Genomic DNA, 17,153 nt, shown 5'->3' with positions numbered 1-17,153 from the left:
AGGCGGTGAATCCCTGCGCTCGACGAGCTGGCGTGAGGTCAGGGCTGCCCAGGCGAACGGCTGATGGCGGTTTGGCAACCGCCTCACGCTCCCCGGTGGTGGCCCACCTCGGGGCAGCTTGTGCCCCTGATCGCCAGTCGCGTGAGCGGCGAGTGTAAGTCAGCGCAGCAGCGCGACCTGGGCAGAATCGCCGCCGGTCGGGGCGGATGCCGCTTCGCGCAGCGGGCGCGGCGCGGCGGTGTTCGCCGGCACGCTGCGGCCGCCGGCGACGGCGCGGAGCAGGTCGTGCTCGGCCAGCACGCGGGCGGTGTAGCCGGTGTCCTCGGCCAGGTTGGCGCCGCCCACGTAAAAGCGCAGGCCGTCTTCCAGGCTGCCGGCGCGCTGAATGCATTCCTTCAGCACCTGCACGCCCACCCGCAGGTTTGTCACCGGGTCGAAGGCCGCGAGCGTGCCGCCGAAGGCTTCGTATTTGTCGTCGTGGACGCGGGTCATCACCTGCATCAGGCCTTGCGCACCCACGGCGCTCTGCGCGAACGGGTTGAAGCGCGACTCGATGGCCATGATCGCCAGGATCAGCGTCGGCTCGACCTTGGCGCGGTTGCCGACGGCCCAGGCCTCCTGCACCAGGCGGCTGATGGGCTCGGGCGCCACGCTGTAGCGGCGCGCCAGCCAGTGGGCGACGGCGGCCTGCTGGCGGCTCAACTCGCGCGGGTCGGTGGCGGTCGCGCGGCTGATGGCGTCCGGCTCCGCGGCGGCCAACAGCGTGTTGCCTTCGGCCTCGGCGCGCGCCTCGTGGCGGGCGTTCAGCCAGCCCAGCGTGGCCGACTCGAGGTTCTGCCGCAGGCCTGCCTGGCTCGTGAACACCAGCATCACGGCCACCACGGCCAGCCCAACCAGGGCCAGCGTGTTGTGGCTGACCACGAGCAGCCCGTTGCCGATGTCCTTCACGAACAGCGACGCCGAGTTCCGCACGAGGGCAGCCAGGCTGATGAGGTCTTGACGTGTCGTCATGCGACTCCTTGTGCCGCAGCCCGCCTCAAGCTGCCGACAAGCGGCGGTCTGGACGGGCGACGGTGATAATTTCCCGGTGCTGCTCCTCAAGTCCTTGAGGCGTTTGGCGGCCGGTGGGGCTTCAGTGAAAACCCGAAGCGCCGGATTCTATGGGTTGAAGATAACCCGTCAAGGCTGTTTGGGCCAATCAAAATTACTTTCAGTTATGAAATACAGCGACTTGCGGGACTTCATGGCCGGGCTGGAAGGGCTTGGCGAACTGAAGCGGGTGCGCGAAAAAGTCTCGCCGGTGCTGGAGATGACCGCCCTCAGCGACCGTGTGCTCAGGGCCGGTGGGCCGGCGCTGCTGTTCGAGGCGCCGACCGGGTTTTCCACCCCCGCCTTGACCAATCTTTTCGGGACAACGCGTCGGGTCGCACTCGGCATGGGGGCTGACTCCCTGGCCGATTTGCGGGATGTCGGCCGGGTGCTTGCCAGCCTCAAGGAGCCCGACCCGCCCAAAGGCTTGAAGGACGCCGGCAAGCTGCTGCAAATGGCCAAGGCGCTGTGGGACATGAAGCCCAGCGTGCAGCGCCGCGCGGTCTGCCAGGAGGAGGTCTTCGAGGCCGGCGACATCGACCTCGGCCGGCTGCCGATCCAGCATTGCTGGCCGGACGATGCCGCCCCCCTGATCACGTGGGGCCTCGTCATCACGCGGGGCCCGGCGCGCACCCGGCAGAACCTGGGCATCTACCGCCAGCAACTGATCGGGCCGCGGCAGGTCATCATGCGCTGGCTGGCTCACCGCGGCGGCGCGCTGGACTTCCGTGACCACGCGCTGGCCCACCCCGGCGAGCCGTTTCCCATCGCCGTCGCGCTGGGCGCCGACCCGGCCACCATCCTCGGCGCCGTCACGCCGGTGCCGGACAGCCTGTCCGAGTACCAGTTCGCCGGCCTGCTGCGCGGCTCGCGCACCGAACTGGTCAACACCGGCGTCGGCACCGGTCAGCCACTGCAGGCGCCGGCATCGGCGGAGATCGTGCTGGAAGGTCACATCCCGCCGGCCGCGCCTGGCTACACCGGCGTCAGCGAACGCGGCGTGCCGCTGAAAGAGAAGGGTGGCTACCTGCACGCGCTGGAAGGCCCTTTCGGCGACCACACCGGCTACTACAACGAGCAGGACTGGTTCCCCGTCTTCGAGATCACCCGTCAGACCCAGCGCAAGAACCCGATCTACCACTCCACCTACACCGGCAAGCCGCCGGACGAGCCGGCCATCCTCGGCGTCGCGCTCAACGAGGTCTTCGTGCCCATCCTGCAAAAGCAGTTCCCGGAGATCGTCGACTTCTACCTGCCGCCCGAGGGCTGCAGCTACCGCATGGCCGTGGTCTCCATCAAGAAGTCCTACCCCGGCCACGCCAAGCGGCTGATGTTTGGCATCTGGAGCTTCCTGCGCCAGTTCATGTACACGAAGTTCATCGTGGTCGTGGATGACGACATCGACACGCGCAACTGGCAGGAGGTGATCTGGGCGATCACCACGCGCATGGACCCGGTGCGCGACACGACGCTGGTCGACAACACGCCCATCGACTACCTCGACTTCGCTTCGCCCGTCAGCGGCCTGGGCGGCAAGATGGGGCTGGACGCGACCAACAAATGGCCCGGCGAGACCAGCCGCGAGTGGGGCCGCGGCATCAGCCTGCCGCCCGAGGTCACGGCGCGGGCCGAGGCGCTATTCGGGCAACTCTTCTTGAAGGCTTGAGACGACTCGCCTACTGTTGTTAGGCCTTTTCAGGCACAACCTCTGGCGCAATCCCTTGCGCGCCAGGAGCCCTTCGGCAAATCGCCGTGGAGCCCCAAGGTGGCCTCGCCACCCCACCCCGCCCGGCCTTCAAGCCCGGCGGGGTTTCTATTTGTGCTGTTGCGTCGCCGCTAGCGGCCGGCCCACCAGGCTAGCGTCTCGTAGGTGAGATACCGCATGTGTTCGAAACCTTCGGTCGACGGGCACCAGTCGGCAAAGCTCGTCAAGGCATCGGTACGCAGGCCGACCGGCGCCGGCAGGATGCGGATGCCCCGGCGCGCCGCTTCCGGCTCGAAGGCGCGCAGCGCGCGGCGCATGTGGGCCTCGTGCGTGACCAGCACCACCTGCTTGACACCGGCCGCCGCCAGCGCGGGCAGCGTGTACGCCGCGTTCTGGCGCGTGTCCCGTGAATTGGCTTCGGCCCAGCGCAGCGGCAGGCCGTACTCCTGCGCGGCAACGCGGGCGACGATGCGCGCCTCGGGCTCGCGCAGCTCCGTGGCGGCCCACCCGACGCCGCCCGTGAAGCCCAGCGGCCAGCCAGTGCGCCGCGCCACCCACACGCCGTAGGCCAGGCGCTCGGCCGTGATGTCGTTCGGCACGCCGGCACCGAACTCCGGCACGTGCCGGCGCACGCCGCCGCCGAGCACCAGCACGGCGCCATCGTGCTGCCCGCGCAGCGCGCCGACTTGTGCCGGGGTCAACGCTGCAGGTTGGCCGATCACCCGGCTCAGCAGCTCGGCCACCGCCTCGGTGGACGAGAACCACAGCGCCAGCAGCGCCACCGCCAGCAGCCAGCCGCCGCCGCGCCGGCCGCGCTTGAGCCGCCAGCCACCCCAGCCCGCCAGCAGCAGCATCGGTGCGGGGGGCAGGGCGGCTGCGAGCAGCACGATCTTGAAGCCGGAATAGTCGAGGGCGAGGCTCACGGTCGGCATCATCGCCGACATCAATAATGCGTCCGCTGTGATGACCGCCTCCCGTTCCCCCCTCCGCCTCGCCCTCTGGGCCCTCGTCGCCCTCTCGGCCCTGGTTTCCCTGCTGCTGCTCATCGTGACGCTGGCGCTGCCCGGCTGGGTCGCGGGGCGCGGCGTGGCCTTGGCGACGGAGGCACTGGGCCGGCCCGTGACCATCGAGCAGGCGCATTTCCAGCCCTGGCGGCTGGCAGTCGTCATCGATGGCCTGCGCATCGACGGCCCCTCCGCCGGCCAGCCGCCGCTGTTCACGCTGGCCCGGCTCGACGCCGCCCTGTCGCTGCGCTCGCTGCTGCGCGGCAGCGCCGTCATCGAATCGCTGGCGCTGACCCAGCCCGTGCTGCGTGTCGCCCGCGTCGCCGAGGGCCGCTACGACATCGACGATCTCATCCAGCGCTTTGCCGACAAGCCTGGTGCCCCTGATGAGGAGGGCACCGAGTTCGCCGTCTACAACATCGAACTGACCGACGGCCGCGTGTTCTTCGACGACCGCCCGGTGCAGCGCAAGCACGAACTCTCGGCCCTGCGCCTGGCGCTGCCGTTCGTGTCGACGCTGGAATCCGACGTCAAGGTCAAGGTGGTGCCGCACCTGAGCGGCAAGCTCGACGGCGTGGCGTTCGACAGCCTGGCCGAGGCGCTGCCCTTTGCCGACGACGTCAGCGCCCGGCTGTCCTTCAAGCTGGCCGGCCTCGACCTCGCGCCGCTGGCGGCTTATCTACCCGCCAGCCTGCCGCTGCGGCTGGCGACGGGGCGGCTGGATGCCGATCTGGCGGTGGACTTTGCCGAGCGCTCCAAAGGCTCGCCCGGCGTCAAGCTCAGTGGCATGGTGCAGCTGCTTGACCTGTCCCTGACGCAGCCAGACGGCAAGCCGCTGCTGGATTTCAAGCGCCTGCAGCTGCCGCTGGCCGATGTGCAGCCGCTGCGCCGTCAACTCGGCTTCGGGCACATCGTGCTCGAGTCTCCAAACGCCTGGCTGCGGCCGCTGCCGGCCGCCAAGCCGGCCGCCGTCGCCGCCACTGCGCCGGCCACGCCGCCCTGGCAGTTCAGCGTCGCCGGACTGGCGGTCCAGGATGGGCGCTTCACCACCCGCGACCTTGTGCTTGACGCCATCCAGCTCAAGCTCGACGCCGCCGCCTGGCCGCTGAAGGCGCCGGCCCAGCTGGACGCGAGCCTGCGGCTGGACCGGGCGACGCTGACAGCGCAGGCCAGGCTGGCGCCCGAGATGCTTGTGGCCGACGCCGCGCTGAACGGCCTGTCCGTCGAGCGCTTGGCCGCGTGGCTGCCGCTGCCTGGCGGTGCCCGGCTGGCGGCGGGCCTGTCGACCCGGGCGCGGCTGAGCGTCAAGGACCCGCTGGCCGACGGCGCTGTCGACCGCGCCCAGCTCACGCTGCGAGAGCTGAACGTCAGCGATGCCCGCCTGACGCTGGCCGGCAAGCCACTGCTGACGCTGGCCGCCGCCCAGCTCGACCAGGCCGACATCGACCCTGCGGGGCGCGCCGTGCGCCTGGGCACGCTGAAGCTCGACGCGCCGCGCGTGCAGCTCGCGCGCGAGCGCGAGGGCCGCCTCAGCATCGCACCGCTGCTGCCGCCGGCCGAGACCGCTTCCGCCGCCGGTCCCAGCTGGAAGCTGCAGCTCGCCGCCTTGGCCGTCGAGCGCGGCGCGCTGCGCTGGCGCGACGCCGCAGTGCCCGCCGGCGTTCCGCCCGTCGCTCTGGCGGTGGAGCCGCTGCGACTGCAGCTCGGTGCGCTCGCCTGGCCGGCCGTCGCGCCGGTTCAGGCCCAGCTCAGCGCGCAGTTGGCGGCACTCGGCCCCAACGACCAACCCGCTGCCGCCGGCGGCGGCCTGCAATGGAGTGGCCGCATCGGCCTGGCGCCGCTGTCCGCCAGCGGCAGCCTGCAAACCCAGGCGCTGCCGCTGCAACTGCTCGATGCTTATCTCAGCCCCGCCTGGGGCCTGCACCTGCAGCGCGCCGAATTGGGCCTCAAGGCCGACGTGACCGTGGATCAGCAGGCGGGTGGCGCCTGGGCCGCCACCGCCGGTGGCGAAGCGCGCATCGGTCCGCTGGCATTGCTGCAGACCCGCATCGTCGACGGCGAGCGCGTCGTCGGCGAGGACTTGCTGAGCTGGCAGGTGCTGCAGCTCGACGGCCTCAAGCTCGCGCTCGCGCCGGGCGCGCCGCCGCGCGTGGCCGTGCGGGAGGCGTTGCTGGACGATGCCTACGCCCGCCTCATCGTCAACGAGCAGGGCCGCCTCAACCTGCGCGACATCGGTCCGGCCGAAGCGGCTGCCGCGGCCGCCTCAGCGGCGTCGGCAGCTTCGGCGGCATCCGCGGCCTCGGCCGCATCGGCGCCGCAACCGGAGTTCGCCGTCGAGCGCATCCGCGTCAACCGCGGCATGGTGGACTTCAACGACCGCTTCGTGCGGCCCCACTACAGCGCGCGGCTGTCCGAGCTGCAAGGTTCCCTCGGCGCCTTCGCGTCGACCAGCCCGCAGATGGCGCCACTGACGTTGCGCGGCAAGGTCGCCGGCACCGGCCTGCTGGAGATCGACGGCCAGCTCAAGCCGGGCGCACCGCTGGCGCTGGACATCGCCGCCAACGCGACCGACATCGAACTCGTGCCGCTGTCGCCCTATGCCGGCAAGTACGTCGGCTATGCGATAGAGCGCGGCAAGCTCTCCACGAAGACGCGCTACAAGGTCGAGCCGGGCGGCCAGCTCGTCGCCAGCAACCAGATCATCCTGAACCAGCTGACGTTCGGCGAGCGCGTCGAGAGTGCGGCCGCGACGACGCTGCCAGTGCGGTTCGCCGTCGCGCTGCTCAAGGACAGCGACGGCGTCATCAACGTGAATCTGCCGGTCAGCGGCTCGCTGAACGACCCGGAGTTCAGCGTCGGCGGGCTGGTCTGGAAGCTGCTGCTGAACCTCATCGGCAAGGCCATCACCTCGCCGTTCTCGCTGTTCAGCGGCAGCGATGCGCCCGGGCAGGCCGAGATCGCCTTTGCGCCCGGCAGTGCCGAACTGGCCGGCGGCGAGCAGCTCGACCGCATCGCCCGCCTGCTGGTGGACAAGCCCGGCGTGCAGCTCACGCTGACCGGCTGGGCCGACCCGGTGGCCGAGCGCCAGGCCATCCGCGAGCAGCGCCTGGCGCAGGCGCTGAGCGCCGAGAATGCCCCGACGCCGGCCGCCGCGCTCAAGCGCCTGTATGACGCCAGCAAGCTGCCCAACAAACCCAAGAACGTCCTCGGCCTGGCCAAGGACTTGCCGCCCGAGCAGATGCGCGGCCTGCTGCTGGCCAGCTATGCGGTCGAGGACGAGGTGCTGACCCAGCTCGCCATCGCCCGCGCCGTGGCCGTGCGCGACGCGCTGCTGGCGCGCGGCGCCCCGAACGCGCGCCTCTTCGTCGCGGCGCCCAAGCTGTGCGACGACGCTTGCACCGGCGGCTGGCGCCCCCATGTCGAACTGTCCCTCTCGGTCCACTGAAAGCACGCCATGTCCACACCGACTCTCGAACGCATCACCCTCGCCGGCGGCTGCTTCTGGTGCCTGGAGGCCGTCTACGAGCGCGTGCGCGGCGTGCACCGCGTCGAGAGTGGCTACAGCAATGGCCATGCGGCCCAGCCGAACTATGAGCAGGTCTGCAGCGGCAGCACCGGCCACGCCGAGGTCGTGCGGCTGGATTTCGACCCCGCCCAGGTGTCGCTGCGCGAGCTGCTGGAGGTGTTCTTCACCATCCACAACCCGACGACGCTGAACCGCCAGGGGGCTGACGTCGGCACCCAGTACCGCTCGGCCATCTATTGGCACACCGAGGACCAGCGCCGCCTGGCCGCCGAAGTCATCGCCGAGGCCGACGCGGCGCATGGCGGCCGCGTCGTCACCGAGCTGGAGCCCGAGACCAACTACCACCCGGCCGAGGCCTACCACCAGCATTACTACGCCCGCAACCCCGACCAGGGCTATTGCGCTTTCGTCGTCGCGGGCAAGGTGGACAAGTTCCTGGCGAGCTTCAAACGCCTCGTGAAGTGATGCTGGCCTGGAGCGGGCTGCGCCACCGCTATGCCGCCGGTGCCACCATCGCCTATGCCGACTTCGCGCTGCCGGCGGGGCAGCATCTGCTGCTGCGTGGCGCCTCGGGCTCGGGCAAGTCGACGCTGCTGGCCCTGCTCGCCGGGCTGCTGCGCGTGCAGCAGGGCGAGCTGCACGCGGCCGGCGCGGCGCTTCAAACCCTGAGCCCGCGCGCGCTGGACGCCTGGCGCGGCGCGACGTTGGGCGTCGTGCCGCAGCGCCTTCATCTCAGCGAAGCACTGACGGTGGCCGAGAACCTCGCGCTGCCCGCGCTGGCCGCAGGGCAGGGCGCCGAGCCGGCGCGGACCGCCGAGCTGCTGGCGGCGCTGGACATCGCCGAGCTGGCCGGCCGCAAGCCGCACCAGCTCAGCGTCGGGCAGGCCCAGCGTGTCGCCCTGGCCCGCGCGCTGATGCGACGCCCCCGGCTGCTGCTGGCGGACGAGCCCAGCGCCAATCTCGACGACGACCACACGCTGACCATGCTGGCCCTGCTGCTCGACGCGGCCGAGCGCGAGGGCTGCACGCTGGTGATCGCCAGCCACGATGCGCGCGTCGTCGAGGCGCTGAGTGGTCGTGAGGACGTGTCGGAGGTGGTGTTGTGATCCGTCTGGCCTGGCGCTACCTCTGGTCCAGCCCGCTGACGACGGCGCTCAACCTGCTGCTGCTGACGCTGGGCCTCGCCGCGGTGACCTTCGTGCTGCGCGCCAGCGCCCAGGTCGAGGCCGGGCTGAAGCGCGACCTCGCCGGCATCGACCTCGTCGTCGGCGCCAAGGGCAGCCCGATGCAGATCATGCTGGCCGGCGTCTTCCACCTCGATGCGCCGACCGGCAACATCCCGCTGGCGACGCTGGAGCGGCTGAAGCAGCAGCCGCTGGTCGCGCAGGCCGTGCCGTTGTCGCTGGGCGACGCCTTCCGCGGCTACCGCATCGTCGGCACGACGCCGGACTACATCGACCTCTACGGTGCCAAGCTGGGGCAGGGCGCCTTGTGGACCCGGCCCATGCAGGCCGTGCTCGGCGCGGAGGTCGCGCGCACGACGGGGCTCAAGCCCGGCGACCGTTTCACCGGCAGCCATGGCCTGGCCGAGGGCGGCGGCGCGCATGGCGACCACCCTTTCGAGGTCGTCGGCGTGCTGGCCGACTCGGGCAGCGTGCTGGACCGGCTGGTGCTGACCGACCTGGCTTCAGTGTGGGAGGTCCACGAGGCGCACCAAGCCGCAAACACCGAAGCAGACGCCCATGACGAGCACGGCGAGCAGCGCGAGATCACGCTGGCCCTGGTGCGCTACCGCAGCCCGCTCGCGGCCGCCATGCTGCCGCGCTGGGTCAACGCCCAGGACGGCCTGCAAGCGGCCGCGCCGGCGCTGGAAACCGCCCGGCTGATGCGCCTGGTGGGCGCCGGCACCGAGGTGCTGCGCGGCTTCGGCGTCGTGCTGCTGGCTGCGGCGGGTTTGTCCGTCTGGGTCGCGCTGCTGCACGCGGTGCGCGCACGCCAGGGCGACCTCGCGATGCTGCGCATGTTGGGCGCGCCGGCCCGCCGCATCGCCCTGCTGATCGCGCTGGAGGCGCTGTTGCTGGCCGGCCTGGCCACCGTGCTGGGCCTGGCGGCGGGCCATGGCCTGGTGGCGGTGCTGGAGCGGCTGCTGGCCGAACGGCAGTCCCTGCGGCTGGGGCTGCTGGGCTGGAGCGAAGCCGAATGGCTGGTGCCGCTGCTGGCCGGCGGGCTGGCGCTGCTGGCCGCCGCCTGGCCCGCCTGGCGGGCCTATCGGCTGGATGTCACCACACTGCTGCAGGCGCCGCGCTGAGCGCCGACAATCCCGCCACCATGAAGTTCAAGCCCGTTTTAGCCCTCTGCCTGGCCGCCGCGGCCGCCTTCGCCCAGACGCCGCCCAGCCTGGGCCAGGGCCCCGGCTACCACGACCCGCGCAGCCCCTTCAAGCCGCTGGAAGAGCGCGCCGACATCCTGTCGTGGAAGCTGCTGTCGCAGGTGACCGCCAAGGCGGAGAAGAAGAAGCTGGTGCCGACCTTCCCGGCCGCCGTGCAGGCGCTGGACCGCAAGACGGTCAAGGTGCAGGGCTTCATGATGCCGCTGGAGGCCGGTGACAAGCAGCAGCACTTCCTGCTGTCCTCGGTGCCGACGAGCTGCTCGTTCTGCGTGCCCGCCGGCCCGGAAGGCCTGGTCGAGGTGCGCACGAAGAAGCCGGTGCGCTACACGCTGGAGCCGGTCGTCGTCGAAGGCGTGCTGGCCGTGCTCAGCGACGACCCGTACGGCCTCTACTACCGCGTCGAGGACGGCAACGCCGTCAACTAGGGCGCCAAGCGTTCGCGCACCCAGCCGCCGGCTTCCAGCCGGAACACCAGCCGGTCATGCAGGCGCGAGCGGCGGCCCTGCCAGAACTCGTAGCGGTCGGGCACCAGCCGGTAGCCGCCCCAGTGCGGCGGCCGGGCCGGGTTGAGCCCATGCTGCATGGCTGCCTTGGCCGCGTTGGCGACCAGCACGGCACGCGAGCTGATCACCTGGCTCTGCGGCGAGGCCCAGGCCCCTAACCTCGAGTCCAGCGGGCGGCTCTTGAAGTACTCGTCCGACTCCGCTGCCGACGTCTTCTCGACGCGGCCCTCGATGCGCACGACGCGTTCCATCTCCACCCAGTGGAACTGCAGCGCGGCGAAGGGGTTGGTTGCTAACTCCTCACCTTTGCGGCTTTCGTAGTTCGTGAACCAGACCATGCCGCGGGCGTCGCAGCCCTTGAGAAGCACCACGCGCGTGGAGGGCCGGCCGTTGGCGCCGACCGTGGCCACTGTCATGGCCGTCGGCTCGGAGACGTCGTGGCCAATGGCCTCGTCCATCCAGCGGTTGAACAGCACGAGGGGGCCGTCGGCGGCCTCGGCCTCGTCCAGCTCCCCCAGTTCATAGCTCTTTCGGAAGTCGCTCAGTTTGCTCATCCCCCGAAGTATGCAGACCTTCCCTTAAGTGAACGCCCCAGTTTCAAGCGCGAGGTCACTCGGCATGCTTGCGGCAGTGCAGCAGATGTTGAACAGGCCCCCGTGATGATCAAACGACGCCCCGCCGTCGTCGTCCTCGCCGCAGGACGCGGCACGCGTTTCCGCGGCCCGGGCCACAAGCTGGAGCAGCAGCTCGACGGCGCTGCCGGTGCAGACACGCTGCTGGCCCGCACGCTGCGCCATGCCATCGCCACGCAATTGCCGGTGGTCGTCGTGACGACACCGGCGCTGGCGCCGGCCGTGCACAAGCTGGTGGCCGCGCGCGATGTCGTGACCCTGCCCGAGTGCGATGCCGAGGGGCGCCCGCAGCCCATCGGCATGGGGCACTCCATCGTCGCCGGCGTCAGCGCCACGGGCGATGCCGACGGCTGGCTCATCCTGCCGGCCGACATGCCGCTGGTGCAGCCGGCCACCATCATGGCCGTCGCCCAGGGGCTGGAGCGCTATCCCGTCTGCTACGCCCAGTACCGAGGCATCCAGGGTCATCCGGTGGGCTTCGGCACCGAGCTCTACTCGGAGCTGATGGCCCTGCAGGGCGACGAAGGTGCGCGGCGCATCGTCGCCCGCTACGCGGCCCAACCGATCACGGTCGACGACCCCGGCGTGCACATCGACGTCGACACCGCCGAAGACCTCGCACGACTGCGTGGTTAGGTTTCTCGCGCCGGCGTCAGAGCGGCGCGCACAGCCCGTGCTGTGCGGCCAGGTGCACCTGGCGCTCCAGCTCCATGTCGCGGATCCCATGCTCGCGCAAACCCTGAACGGTGCGCAGCAGGTAGTCCAGCGTGGTGCCGTAGCGGCCGCTGGCGTGCTGGAAGATGTGCAGCAGCTCCGGCTCGTGAAGCGCGCCGGTCCAGTTCGGGCTCTGGCGTGACAGCGTGAAGGCCAGTGCCTTCAAGCGACCGGAGGCCGTGTCGCAGTTCAGCCAGCGCGGTTCGTAGACGCCATTGGGCATCTCACGCGCCCACAGCCGCGGCAGCACCCCGTCGCCGATGTCGCGCGGGATGCGATAGACCAGGCCGCGGCAGCTGCCGCCGGAGATCAACGCCAGCACCAGCCCCGGCTGCTGCGGCGAGCCGCGGTTCACGCGCGAGCGCATGCGCAGCACGCGGTGAAAGCCCAGCACCCGCGCGGGCAGGGCCTCGGCATACTCGAACTCCGGCCGCCAGATCAGCGAACCGTAGGCGAACAGCAGCAGGTCATCGCCGCTGGCCCGCCATTCGGCCGTGGTGCGCAGCAGCAGGTGTTCGCTGCGCGCGGGGCCGTGGGGAATGTTGATTGCCTGTGACGCCATCGCCGCCATCTTGTCATGTCGGTACCCAGCCCGTAACCCGCTGGGCCTTATGGGCAAGTAATATGGTTACCTAAATTCCCAAGGCCTGGTTACATGAGGCTCCAGGAGACTGATATGAATTCCACACTGATCGAAGTCACCGAGCGCATCCGCGAGCGCAGCGCCAAGTTGCGCGGTGATTACCTGGCGCGCATCGCGCAGCTCAACAACCGCCAGCGCGGCTTCGAGCGCATGGGCTGCGCCAACGTCGCCCACGCTGTCGCGGCCCTGCCGTCCAACGACAAGCTGCGCATCGTGGCCGAGAAGGGCCCCCATCTGGGCATCGTCACGGCCTACAACGACATGCTGTCGGCCCACCAGCCCTACGAGGGCTACCCAGCCCAGATCCGCGCCGAGGCGCACCGCCTGGGCGCAACCGTGCAGGTGGCCGGTGGCGTGCCGGCGATGTGCGACGGCGTCACGCAAGGGCTGCCCGGTATGGAGCTGAGCCTGTTCTCGCGCGACACCATCGCGATGAGCACCGCAATCGCATTGACCCACGACGTCTTCGATGCCGCGCTGCTGCTGGGCATCTGCGACAAGATCGTGCCGGGCCTGCTGATCGGGGCGCTGCATTTTGGCCATCTGCCCTGCGTCTTCGTGCCGGCCGGCCCGATGAGTTCGGGCATCTCCAACAGCGAGAAGGCCAAGGTGCGCGAGCTCTACGCCCAGGGCAAGGTGGGCCGCGACGAGCTGCTGGCCAGCGAATCCGCCGCGTACCACGGTGCCGGCACTTGCACCTTCTATGGCACGGCCAACAGCAACCAGATGCTGCTGGAAGCCATGGGCCTGCACGTGCCCGGCAGCGCCTTCGTGCACCCGCACGACGACCTGCGCGGCGCGCTGACCCGCGAGGCCGTCGCCACGGCGCTGAACATCAGCGGCCGCGTGCCTGGCCATGCCGCCAAGCCCATCGGCCAATTGGTCGACGAGCGCTGCATCGTCAACGCAATGGCGGCGTTGCTGGCCACCGGCGGCTCGACCAACCACCTGATTCACTGGGTTGCGGTCGCGCGCTCGGCCGGCATCCTGATCAACTGGACGGACTTCTCCGACCTCTCGGCCGTCGTGCCGCTGCTGGCCCGCGTCTACCCGAACGGCAGCGCCGACGTGAACCAGTTCCAGGCCGCCGGCGGCCCGGGCTTCGTCATCCGCGAGCTGCTGGACGCCGGCCTCATGCACGAGGACGTCGTCAGTGTGGCCGGCGACAGCCTGCGCCCCTACGCCTTTGTCCCGCGCGCGGTGGGGCAGGGCGGCGAGGTGCGGCGCGAGCCCTTGGCAGCCGAGAGCGGCGACGACGGCGTCGTGCGCACGGCCGCAGCGCCCTTCAGCGCGACGGGTGGCCTGAAGCTGCTGGCGGGCAACCTCGGCCGCGCCGTCATCAAGGTCTCGGCCGTGCCGGAGGATCGCCACACCATCGAGGCACCCTGCCGCGTCTTCACGACGCAGGAAGCCATGCTGGCGGCGTTCAAGAACGGCGAGCTGGAGCGCGACGTCGTCGTCGTCGTGCGCTTCCAGGGCCCGCACGCCAACGGCATGCCCGAACTGCACAAGCTGACGCCGCCGCTGGCCGTGGTGCAGGGCAAGGGCTTCAAGGTCGCCCTCGTCACCGACGGCCGCATGAGCGGCGCCTCCGGCAAGGTGCCCGCCGCCATCCACGTCAGCCCCGAGGCGCTGGCCGGCGGCCCGCTGGCCCGCCTGCGCGACGGCGACGTGGTGCGCGTGTGCGCACTGACCGGCGCGTTGTCGGCGCTGGTCGATGACGCCGAGTGGGCCGCGCGCGAGGTCGCCAAGCTCGACCCGGCCGAGGCAGACGTCAACGCACATGGTCTTGGCCGCGAGCTTTTCGCCGGCATGCGCCGCAACGTCCTGAGCGCCGAGGAAGGCGCCGTCACCTGGCTTTGAAAAAACGGGGTGCGAGAGCGCCCGTCGAGGAAAAGAGATGCTTGAAACCCTGAGCTTGGCCAGCCACGGCCCCGTCATTCCCGTCATCGTCATCCAGCGCCTGGAAGACGCCGTGCCGCTGGCCGAGGCGCTGGTCGCCGGTGGCGTGCGCGTGCTGGAGGTGACGCTGCGTACCCCCGTCGCGCTGCAGGCCATGGAAGCGATGGCCAAGGTGCCGGGCGCCATCGTCGGCGCCGGCACGCTGCGCAGCCCCGCGGACGTGACCGCCGCCAGGAACGCCGGCTGCCAGTTCGGCGTCAGCCCCGGCTACACGGATGCGCTCGCCTCGGCCTGCAAGTCCGAGGGCCTGCCGCTGCTGCCCGGCGTGTCCACGGCGTCCGAAGTCATGCAGGCCAACGCCGCGGGCTTCGGGTTCCTGAAGCTGTTCCCGGCCGTCGCGGTCGGCGGTGTCAACCTGCTGAAGGCGCTGTCCGGCCCCTTCCCGGACGTGGCTTTCTGCCCGACCGGCGGCATCTCGCTGGAGACCGCACCGCAGTTCCTGAAGCTGCCCAACGTCAAGGTGTGCGGCGGCTCCTGGCTGACGCCCCAGGACGCCATCGACGCCAAGGACTGGAAGCGCATCACCCAACTGGCCGCAGAGGCCGCCGCGCTGCGCGCATGACCGCGGCTGTCGTCGCTGCGGTCTGGTCGAGCGCGACACACAGCTTCTCCAAGTTCGCGCATGGCGAACTGCAGCTCGTTGAAGGGCAGGGCGTCGCGGGCGATGCCCATTGCGGCGTGACGGTCAAGCACCGTTCGCGCGTCGCGCGCGATCCGACGCAGCCCAACCTGCGTCAGGTGCACCTGATCCAGGGCGAGCTTTTCGACGAGCTGGCCGCACAAGGCTTCGGCGTGCAGCCCGGCCAGCTCGGCGAGAACATCACCACCCGTGGCATCGACCTGCTGGCGCTGCCGCGCGACACCGAACTGCGCATCGGCGCCGCGGTCGTGCTGCGCGTGACCGGCCTGCGCAACCCCTGCCCTCAGATCGAGAACTTCGAGACAGGGCTGTTGAAGGCGGTCGTCGACAAGGACGTGAACGGCGAGGTCGTGCGAAAGGCCGGCGTGATGAGCGTCGTGCTGGCCGGTGGCGTCGTCAAGCCAGGCGACGCGATCGACGTGCGGCTGCCGCCGGTGCCGCACGTCAGGCTGGAGCGCGTCTAGGGCAGGTCGAACAGCAGGCAGGTCGTGCTGGCATGCGCGTACAGCTTGCCGTCATGGCCGACGAGTTCCGCCTCCGACGTCATCACCTGCCGGCCGCGGTGAACCACGCGGCCGATGGCGCGCACCAGGGGCACCTGCTCGCTGAGCGAGCGCACGAGGTTGACCTTGAACTCCAGCGTCGTGTAGCCACGGCCGACCGGCAGCGTGGTGTGCACCGAGCAACCCAGCGCCGAGTCCAGCAGCGTCGCGAACCAGCCGCCGTGCACGCTGCCCAGCGGGTTGTAGTGCTTGAACTGCGGCCGGCCCTGGAAGACCGCCTCGCCATCCGCGACCGAGATCAGCACGAAGTCCAGCGTCTCGCTGATCGGCGGGCGCGGCGCCAGGCCGTCCAGCATGGCCTGCATCTGCTGCAGCCCGGTCTTGCCGGCCAGCATGGCGCGGGACGCCAGGCCGGTGTCCTGCTGCTGGCGCGCCCGCACGGCCGCCTCGTCGGCTTGCCATTGGGCGAGAAGGGCGTCGGGGGAGGAAGTCATGTCGGCGGCTCCGGTGTAGAGCCGCGCATTCTGCGCAAGCGCGCCGGCCGGCGCTGTCGCACGGGTTCAGGCGGCCAGGCGTTCCTGGGGCTGGAGGGCGTGCCGCCGCGGCGCCGTCAGCCGCAGCTTGTCCAGCACCGGCCCCTGCCACGGCAGCAGGTACACCAACGTGGCCAGCGTCGCTCGGCGTCGCGACGACAGCAGGGGGCGACCATGGTCGTCCAGCAGCAGCACGTTGGAGCGCACGTTGAGCGGGTCGGCCTGCGCCACGGTGCCCTCAGCCACCTCGACCCAGTCCCATTCCACCCAGGCGCTGACATCGGCATAGCGCCGCTCCCAGCGGGTCAGGCCGCGGACGGTCTGGCCGCCGGTGCGGGCGCGATTCACGCTGGTCTGGGCGTGGCGGACATCCTGGGCTGCGCTGGACAGTGCGGCCACGGGCCAGCAGACGCTGCCTTCGGGCAGCCGGATCAAGGTCGACATGGACAAACCTCACGGTCGTGTGATTCCAACGGGAAGGCAGTCTCCGACCCTGGCAGGCCCCGGACAAGCTGGCAGACTTGACAGGTATGGGCAAGCCCGAAATGAACTATCAACAGCTGATCGACGTCGGCTTGAGCGAGGACTTCGCCAGTTTCGAGCGCCGCCTGGTCGCCACGGCCGATGCGCTGGGCTTTCCCATCATTTCTGGCGTGCTGATGCGGGGGCTGCTGCAGGACCCGGACGTCAAGATCACGTCGCTGGGCAACACGCCAGAGGGTTACTTGGCGGTGGCAAAGGACCTCGGCGAGGCCCGCCGCGACCCCGTCATGGCCAAGCTGATGACGCAGCCAGTGCCGGTGGTCTACGACCAGCGGACTTACGCCGCCGCGGGAGCGGGTGAGGTGTGGGAAGCGCAGGCGCCGTATGGCTACAAGACAGGCATCGCGGTCAAGCTGCACCTGCCGGGCAACAAGCATTTCCTGCTCGGCGTGGACCGCGAGGAGGCCTTGCCCGAGTCGGGCGCGGGGCTGATGCAGATGATCGGCGGTCTGCAACTGCTCGCGGCGCACGCGCTGACGGCCGCCGACAACCTGCTGAGCCCGAAGATCGATAAGAAGGACCTGCCCAAGCTCACCCGGCGCGAGCTGGACGTGCTGAGCTGGACGTCCCAGGGCAAGACGGCCTGGGAGGTCAGCGTCATCCTGGGCATGAGCGAGAAGACGGTGAACTTCCATCTCGGCAATGCGATGCGCAAGCTGGGCGTGAGTTCCAAGCACCAGGCGGTGCTGAAGTGCGTGGCTGCCGGCCTGCTGTGAGGCGTTGGTGTGACGCACAACCTAGAAGACTTGCTAGGTTTCTAGGGGGAT

The 17,153-nt window shown here is 70.4% G+C and carries 17 protein-coding genes and 1 riboswitch; of the genes, 11 read left to right on the top strand and 6 right to left on the bottom strand.

Going from position 1 to position 17,153, the window contains the following annotated elements; all coding sequences use genetic code 11:
* Positions 1-39 precede the first annotated feature (39 nt).
* A riboswitch (ZMP/ZTP riboswitch) is annotated at positions 40-151 on the bottom strand.
* Positions 152-159: 8 nt separating this feature from the next.
* Complete coding sequence (locus ASD35_RS17375) at positions 160-1,011, bottom strand: lytic transglycosylase domain-containing protein (RefSeq protein ID WP_056876226.1); 852 nt, start codon at positions 1,009-1,011, stop codon at positions 160-162.
* A 205-nt stretch (positions 1,012-1,216) separates the two neighbouring features.
* Between ASD35_RS17375 and ubiD the strand changes: the two genes are divergently transcribed.
* Positions 1,217-2,755 (top strand): 4-hydroxy-3-polyprenylbenzoate decarboxylase, encoded by a 1,539-nt coding sequence (gene ubiD, locus ASD35_RS17370; RefSeq protein WP_056876225.1) that lies wholly within the window; start codon positions 1,217-1,219, stop codon positions 2,753-2,755.
* Positions 2,756-2,925: 170 nt separating this feature from the next.
* Here the strand turns inward: ubiD and ASD35_RS17365 are convergent, their stop codons facing one another.
* Positions 2,926-3,717, bottom strand: a complete 792-nt coding sequence (locus tag ASD35_RS17365) for a YdcF family protein (protein ID WP_162254484.1) — start codon at positions 3,715-3,717, stop codon at positions 2,926-2,928.
* Positions 3,718-3,757: 40 nt separating this feature from the next.
* On the opposite strand from ASD35_RS17365, the gene ASD35_RS17360 reads away from it, so the two are divergent.
* From ASD35_RS17360 to ASD35_RS17340, 5 genes are read left to right on the top strand one after another with little or no spacing between them, the layout of a single operon-like run.
* Positions 3,758-7,243: a DUF748 domain-containing protein gene (locus ASD35_RS17360; protein WP_056876223.1), complete on the top strand. Its 3,486-nt coding sequence runs from the start codon at positions 3,758-3,760 to the stop codon at positions 7,241-7,243.
* Between the two features lie 9 nt (positions 7,244-7,252).
* A complete protein-coding gene (msrA, locus tag ASD35_RS17355) occupies positions 7,253-7,789 on the top strand; it encodes a peptide-methionine (S)-S-oxide reductase MsrA (protein ID WP_056876222.1) in 537 nt (178 codons plus the stop codon).
* Complete coding sequence (locus tag ASD35_RS17350; RefSeq protein ID WP_056876221.1) at positions 7,789-8,430, top strand: ABC transporter ATP-binding protein; 642 nt, start codon at positions 7,789-7,791, stop codon at positions 8,428-8,430. The genes msrA and ASD35_RS17350 overlap by 1 nt, the downstream gene beginning before the upstream one ends.
* Complete coding sequence (locus ASD35_RS17345) at positions 8,427-9,632, top strand: ABC transporter permease (protein WP_056876220.1); 1,206 nt, start codon at positions 8,427-8,429, stop codon at positions 9,630-9,632. The genes ASD35_RS17350 and ASD35_RS17345 overlap by 4 nt, the downstream gene beginning before the upstream one ends.
* Positions 9,633-9,652: 20 nt before the next feature.
* A complete protein-coding gene (locus ASD35_RS17340) occupies positions 9,653-10,138 on the top strand; it encodes a DUF3299 domain-containing protein (RefSeq protein WP_056876219.1) in 486 nt (161 codons plus the stop codon).
* Here ASD35_RS17340 and pdxH read toward each other — a convergent pair.
* On the bottom strand, positions 10,135-10,770 hold the full coding sequence (pdxH, locus tag ASD35_RS17335; protein WP_056876218.1) for a pyridoxamine 5'-phosphate oxidase: 636 nt from the start codon (positions 10,768-10,770) through the stop codon (positions 10,135-10,137). The two genes, ASD35_RS17340 and pdxH, sit on opposite strands and share 4 nt — an antisense overlap.
* A gap of 105 nt (positions 10,771-10,875) precedes the next feature.
* On the opposite strand from pdxH, the gene ASD35_RS17330 reads away from it, so the two are divergent.
* A complete protein-coding gene (locus tag ASD35_RS17330) occupies positions 10,876-11,484 on the top strand; it encodes an NTP transferase domain-containing protein (protein ID WP_056876217.1) in 609 nt (202 codons plus the stop codon).
* A gap of 16 nt (positions 11,485-11,500) precedes the next feature.
* Here ASD35_RS17330 and ASD35_RS17325 read toward each other — a convergent pair whose 3' ends face one another.
* Positions 11,501-12,124 carry a gamma-glutamylcyclotransferase gene (locus ASD35_RS17325; protein ID WP_157275627.1) on the bottom strand — a complete coding sequence of 208 codons (624 nt, stop codon included), beginning with the start codon at positions 12,122-12,124 and terminating at the stop codon, positions 11,501-11,503.
* Positions 12,125-12,238: 114 nt separating this feature from the next.
* Between ASD35_RS17325 and edd the strand changes: the two genes are divergently transcribed.
* The 3 genes from edd to ASD35_RS17310 are packed head-to-tail and all read left to right on the top strand — an operon-like array spanning position 12,239 to position 15,271.
* Positions 12,239-14,068, top strand: a complete 1,830-nt coding sequence (edd, locus tag ASD35_RS17320; protein WP_056876215.1) for a phosphogluconate dehydratase — start codon at positions 12,239-12,241, stop codon at positions 14,066-14,068.
* Between the two features lie 37 nt (positions 14,069-14,105).
* A complete protein-coding gene (gene eda / locus ASD35_RS17315; RefSeq protein WP_056876214.1) occupies positions 14,106-14,729 on the top strand; it encodes a bifunctional 4-hydroxy-2-oxoglutarate aldolase/2-dehydro-3-deoxy-phosphogluconate aldolase in 624 nt (207 codons plus the stop codon).
* The gene (locus tag ASD35_RS17310) at positions 14,726-15,271 is read left to right on the top strand and encodes an MOSC domain-containing protein (RefSeq protein WP_056876213.1); all 546 of its coding nucleotides are present in this window, start codon (positions 14,726-14,728) and stop codon (positions 15,269-15,271) included. Before eda ends, ASD35_RS17310 begins: the two co-directional genes overlap by 4 nt.
* Here the strand turns inward: ASD35_RS17310 and ASD35_RS17305 are convergent.
* Together ASD35_RS17305 and ASD35_RS17300 are read right to left on the bottom strand one after the other, a co-directional pair.
* A complete protein-coding gene (locus ASD35_RS17305; protein WP_056876212.1) occupies positions 15,268-15,804 on the bottom strand; it encodes a PaaI family thioesterase in 537 nt (178 codons plus the stop codon). The genes ASD35_RS17310 and ASD35_RS17305 overlap by 4 nt on opposite strands.
* A gap of 66 nt (positions 15,805-15,870) precedes the next feature.
* The gene (locus ASD35_RS17300) at positions 15,871-16,287 is read right to left on the bottom strand and encodes a DUF4902 domain-containing protein (protein WP_056876211.1); all 417 of its coding nucleotides are present in this window, start codon (positions 16,285-16,287) and stop codon (positions 15,871-15,873) included.
* A gap of 86 nt (positions 16,288-16,373) precedes the next feature.
* On the opposite strand from ASD35_RS17300, the gene ASD35_RS17295 reads away from it, so the two are divergent.
* On the top strand, positions 16,374-17,102 hold the full coding sequence (locus tag ASD35_RS17295) for a helix-turn-helix transcriptional regulator (RefSeq protein ID WP_056876210.1): 729 nt from the start codon (positions 16,374-16,376) through the stop codon (positions 17,100-17,102).
* The last annotated feature ends 51 nt before the right edge of the window (positions 17,103-17,153 follow it).

This window comes from Pelomonas sp. Root1444, from assembly GCF_001426885.1.
Taxonomy (GTDB): domain Bacteria; phylum Pseudomonadota; class Gammaproteobacteria; order Burkholderiales; family Burkholderiaceae_C; genus Pelomonas.
This window is presented reverse-complemented; position numbering and strand designations above follow the sequence as displayed.

Coding starts and splice junctions, on each gene's coding strand:
- ASD35_RS17375 (WP_056876226.1), bottom strand. CDS start 1,011: ATGACGACACGTCAAGACCTCATCAGCCTGGCTGCCCTCGTGCGGAAC.
- ubiD (WP_056876225.1), top strand. CDS start 1,217: ATGAAATACAGCGACTTGCGGGACTTCATGGCCGGGCTGGAAGGGCTT.
- ASD35_RS17310 (WP_056876213.1), top strand. CDS start 14,726: ATGACCGCGGCTGTCGTCGCTGCGGTCTGGTCGAGCGCGACACACAGC.
- ASD35_RS17360 (WP_056876223.1), top strand. CDS start 3,758: ATGACCGCCTCCCGTTCCCCCCTCCGCCTCGCCCTCTGGGCCCTCGTC.
- eda (WP_056876214.1), top strand. CDS start 14,106: ATGCTTGAAACCCTGAGCTTGGCCAGCCACGGCCCCGTCATTCCCGTC.
- ASD35_RS17295 (WP_056876210.1), top strand. CDS start 16,374: ATGGGCAAGCCCGAAATGAACTATCAACAGCTGATCGACGTCGGCTTG.
- ASD35_RS17340 (WP_056876219.1), top strand. CDS start 9,653: ATGAAGTTCAAGCCCGTTTTAGCCCTCTGCCTGGCCGCCGCGGCCGCC.
- pdxH (WP_056876218.1), bottom strand. CDS start 10,770: ATGAGCAAACTGAGCGACTTCCGAAAGAGCTATGAACTGGGGGAGCTG.
- ASD35_RS17305 (WP_056876212.1), bottom strand. CDS start 15,804: ATGACTTCCTCCCCCGACGCCCTTCTCGCCCAATGGCAAGCCGACGAG.
- msrA (WP_056876222.1), top strand. CDS start 7,253: ATGTCCACACCGACTCTCGAACGCATCACCCTCGCCGGCGGCTGCTTC.
- edd (WP_056876215.1), top strand. CDS start 12,239: ATGAATTCCACACTGATCGAAGTCACCGAGCGCATCCGCGAGCGCAGC.
- ASD35_RS17350 (WP_056876221.1), top strand. CDS start 7,789: ATGCTGGCCTGGAGCGGGCTGCGCCACCGCTATGCCGCCGGTGCCACC.
- ASD35_RS17300 (WP_056876211.1), bottom strand. CDS start 16,287: ATGTCGACCTTGATCCGGCTGCCCGAAGGCAGCGTCTGCTGGCCCGTG.
- ASD35_RS17330 (WP_056876217.1), top strand. CDS start 10,876: ATGATCAAACGACGCCCCGCCGTCGTCGTCCTCGCCGCAGGACGCGGC.
- ASD35_RS17325 (WP_157275627.1), bottom strand. CDS start 12,124: ATGGCGTCACAGGCAATCAACATTCCCCACGGCCCCGCGCGCAGCGAA.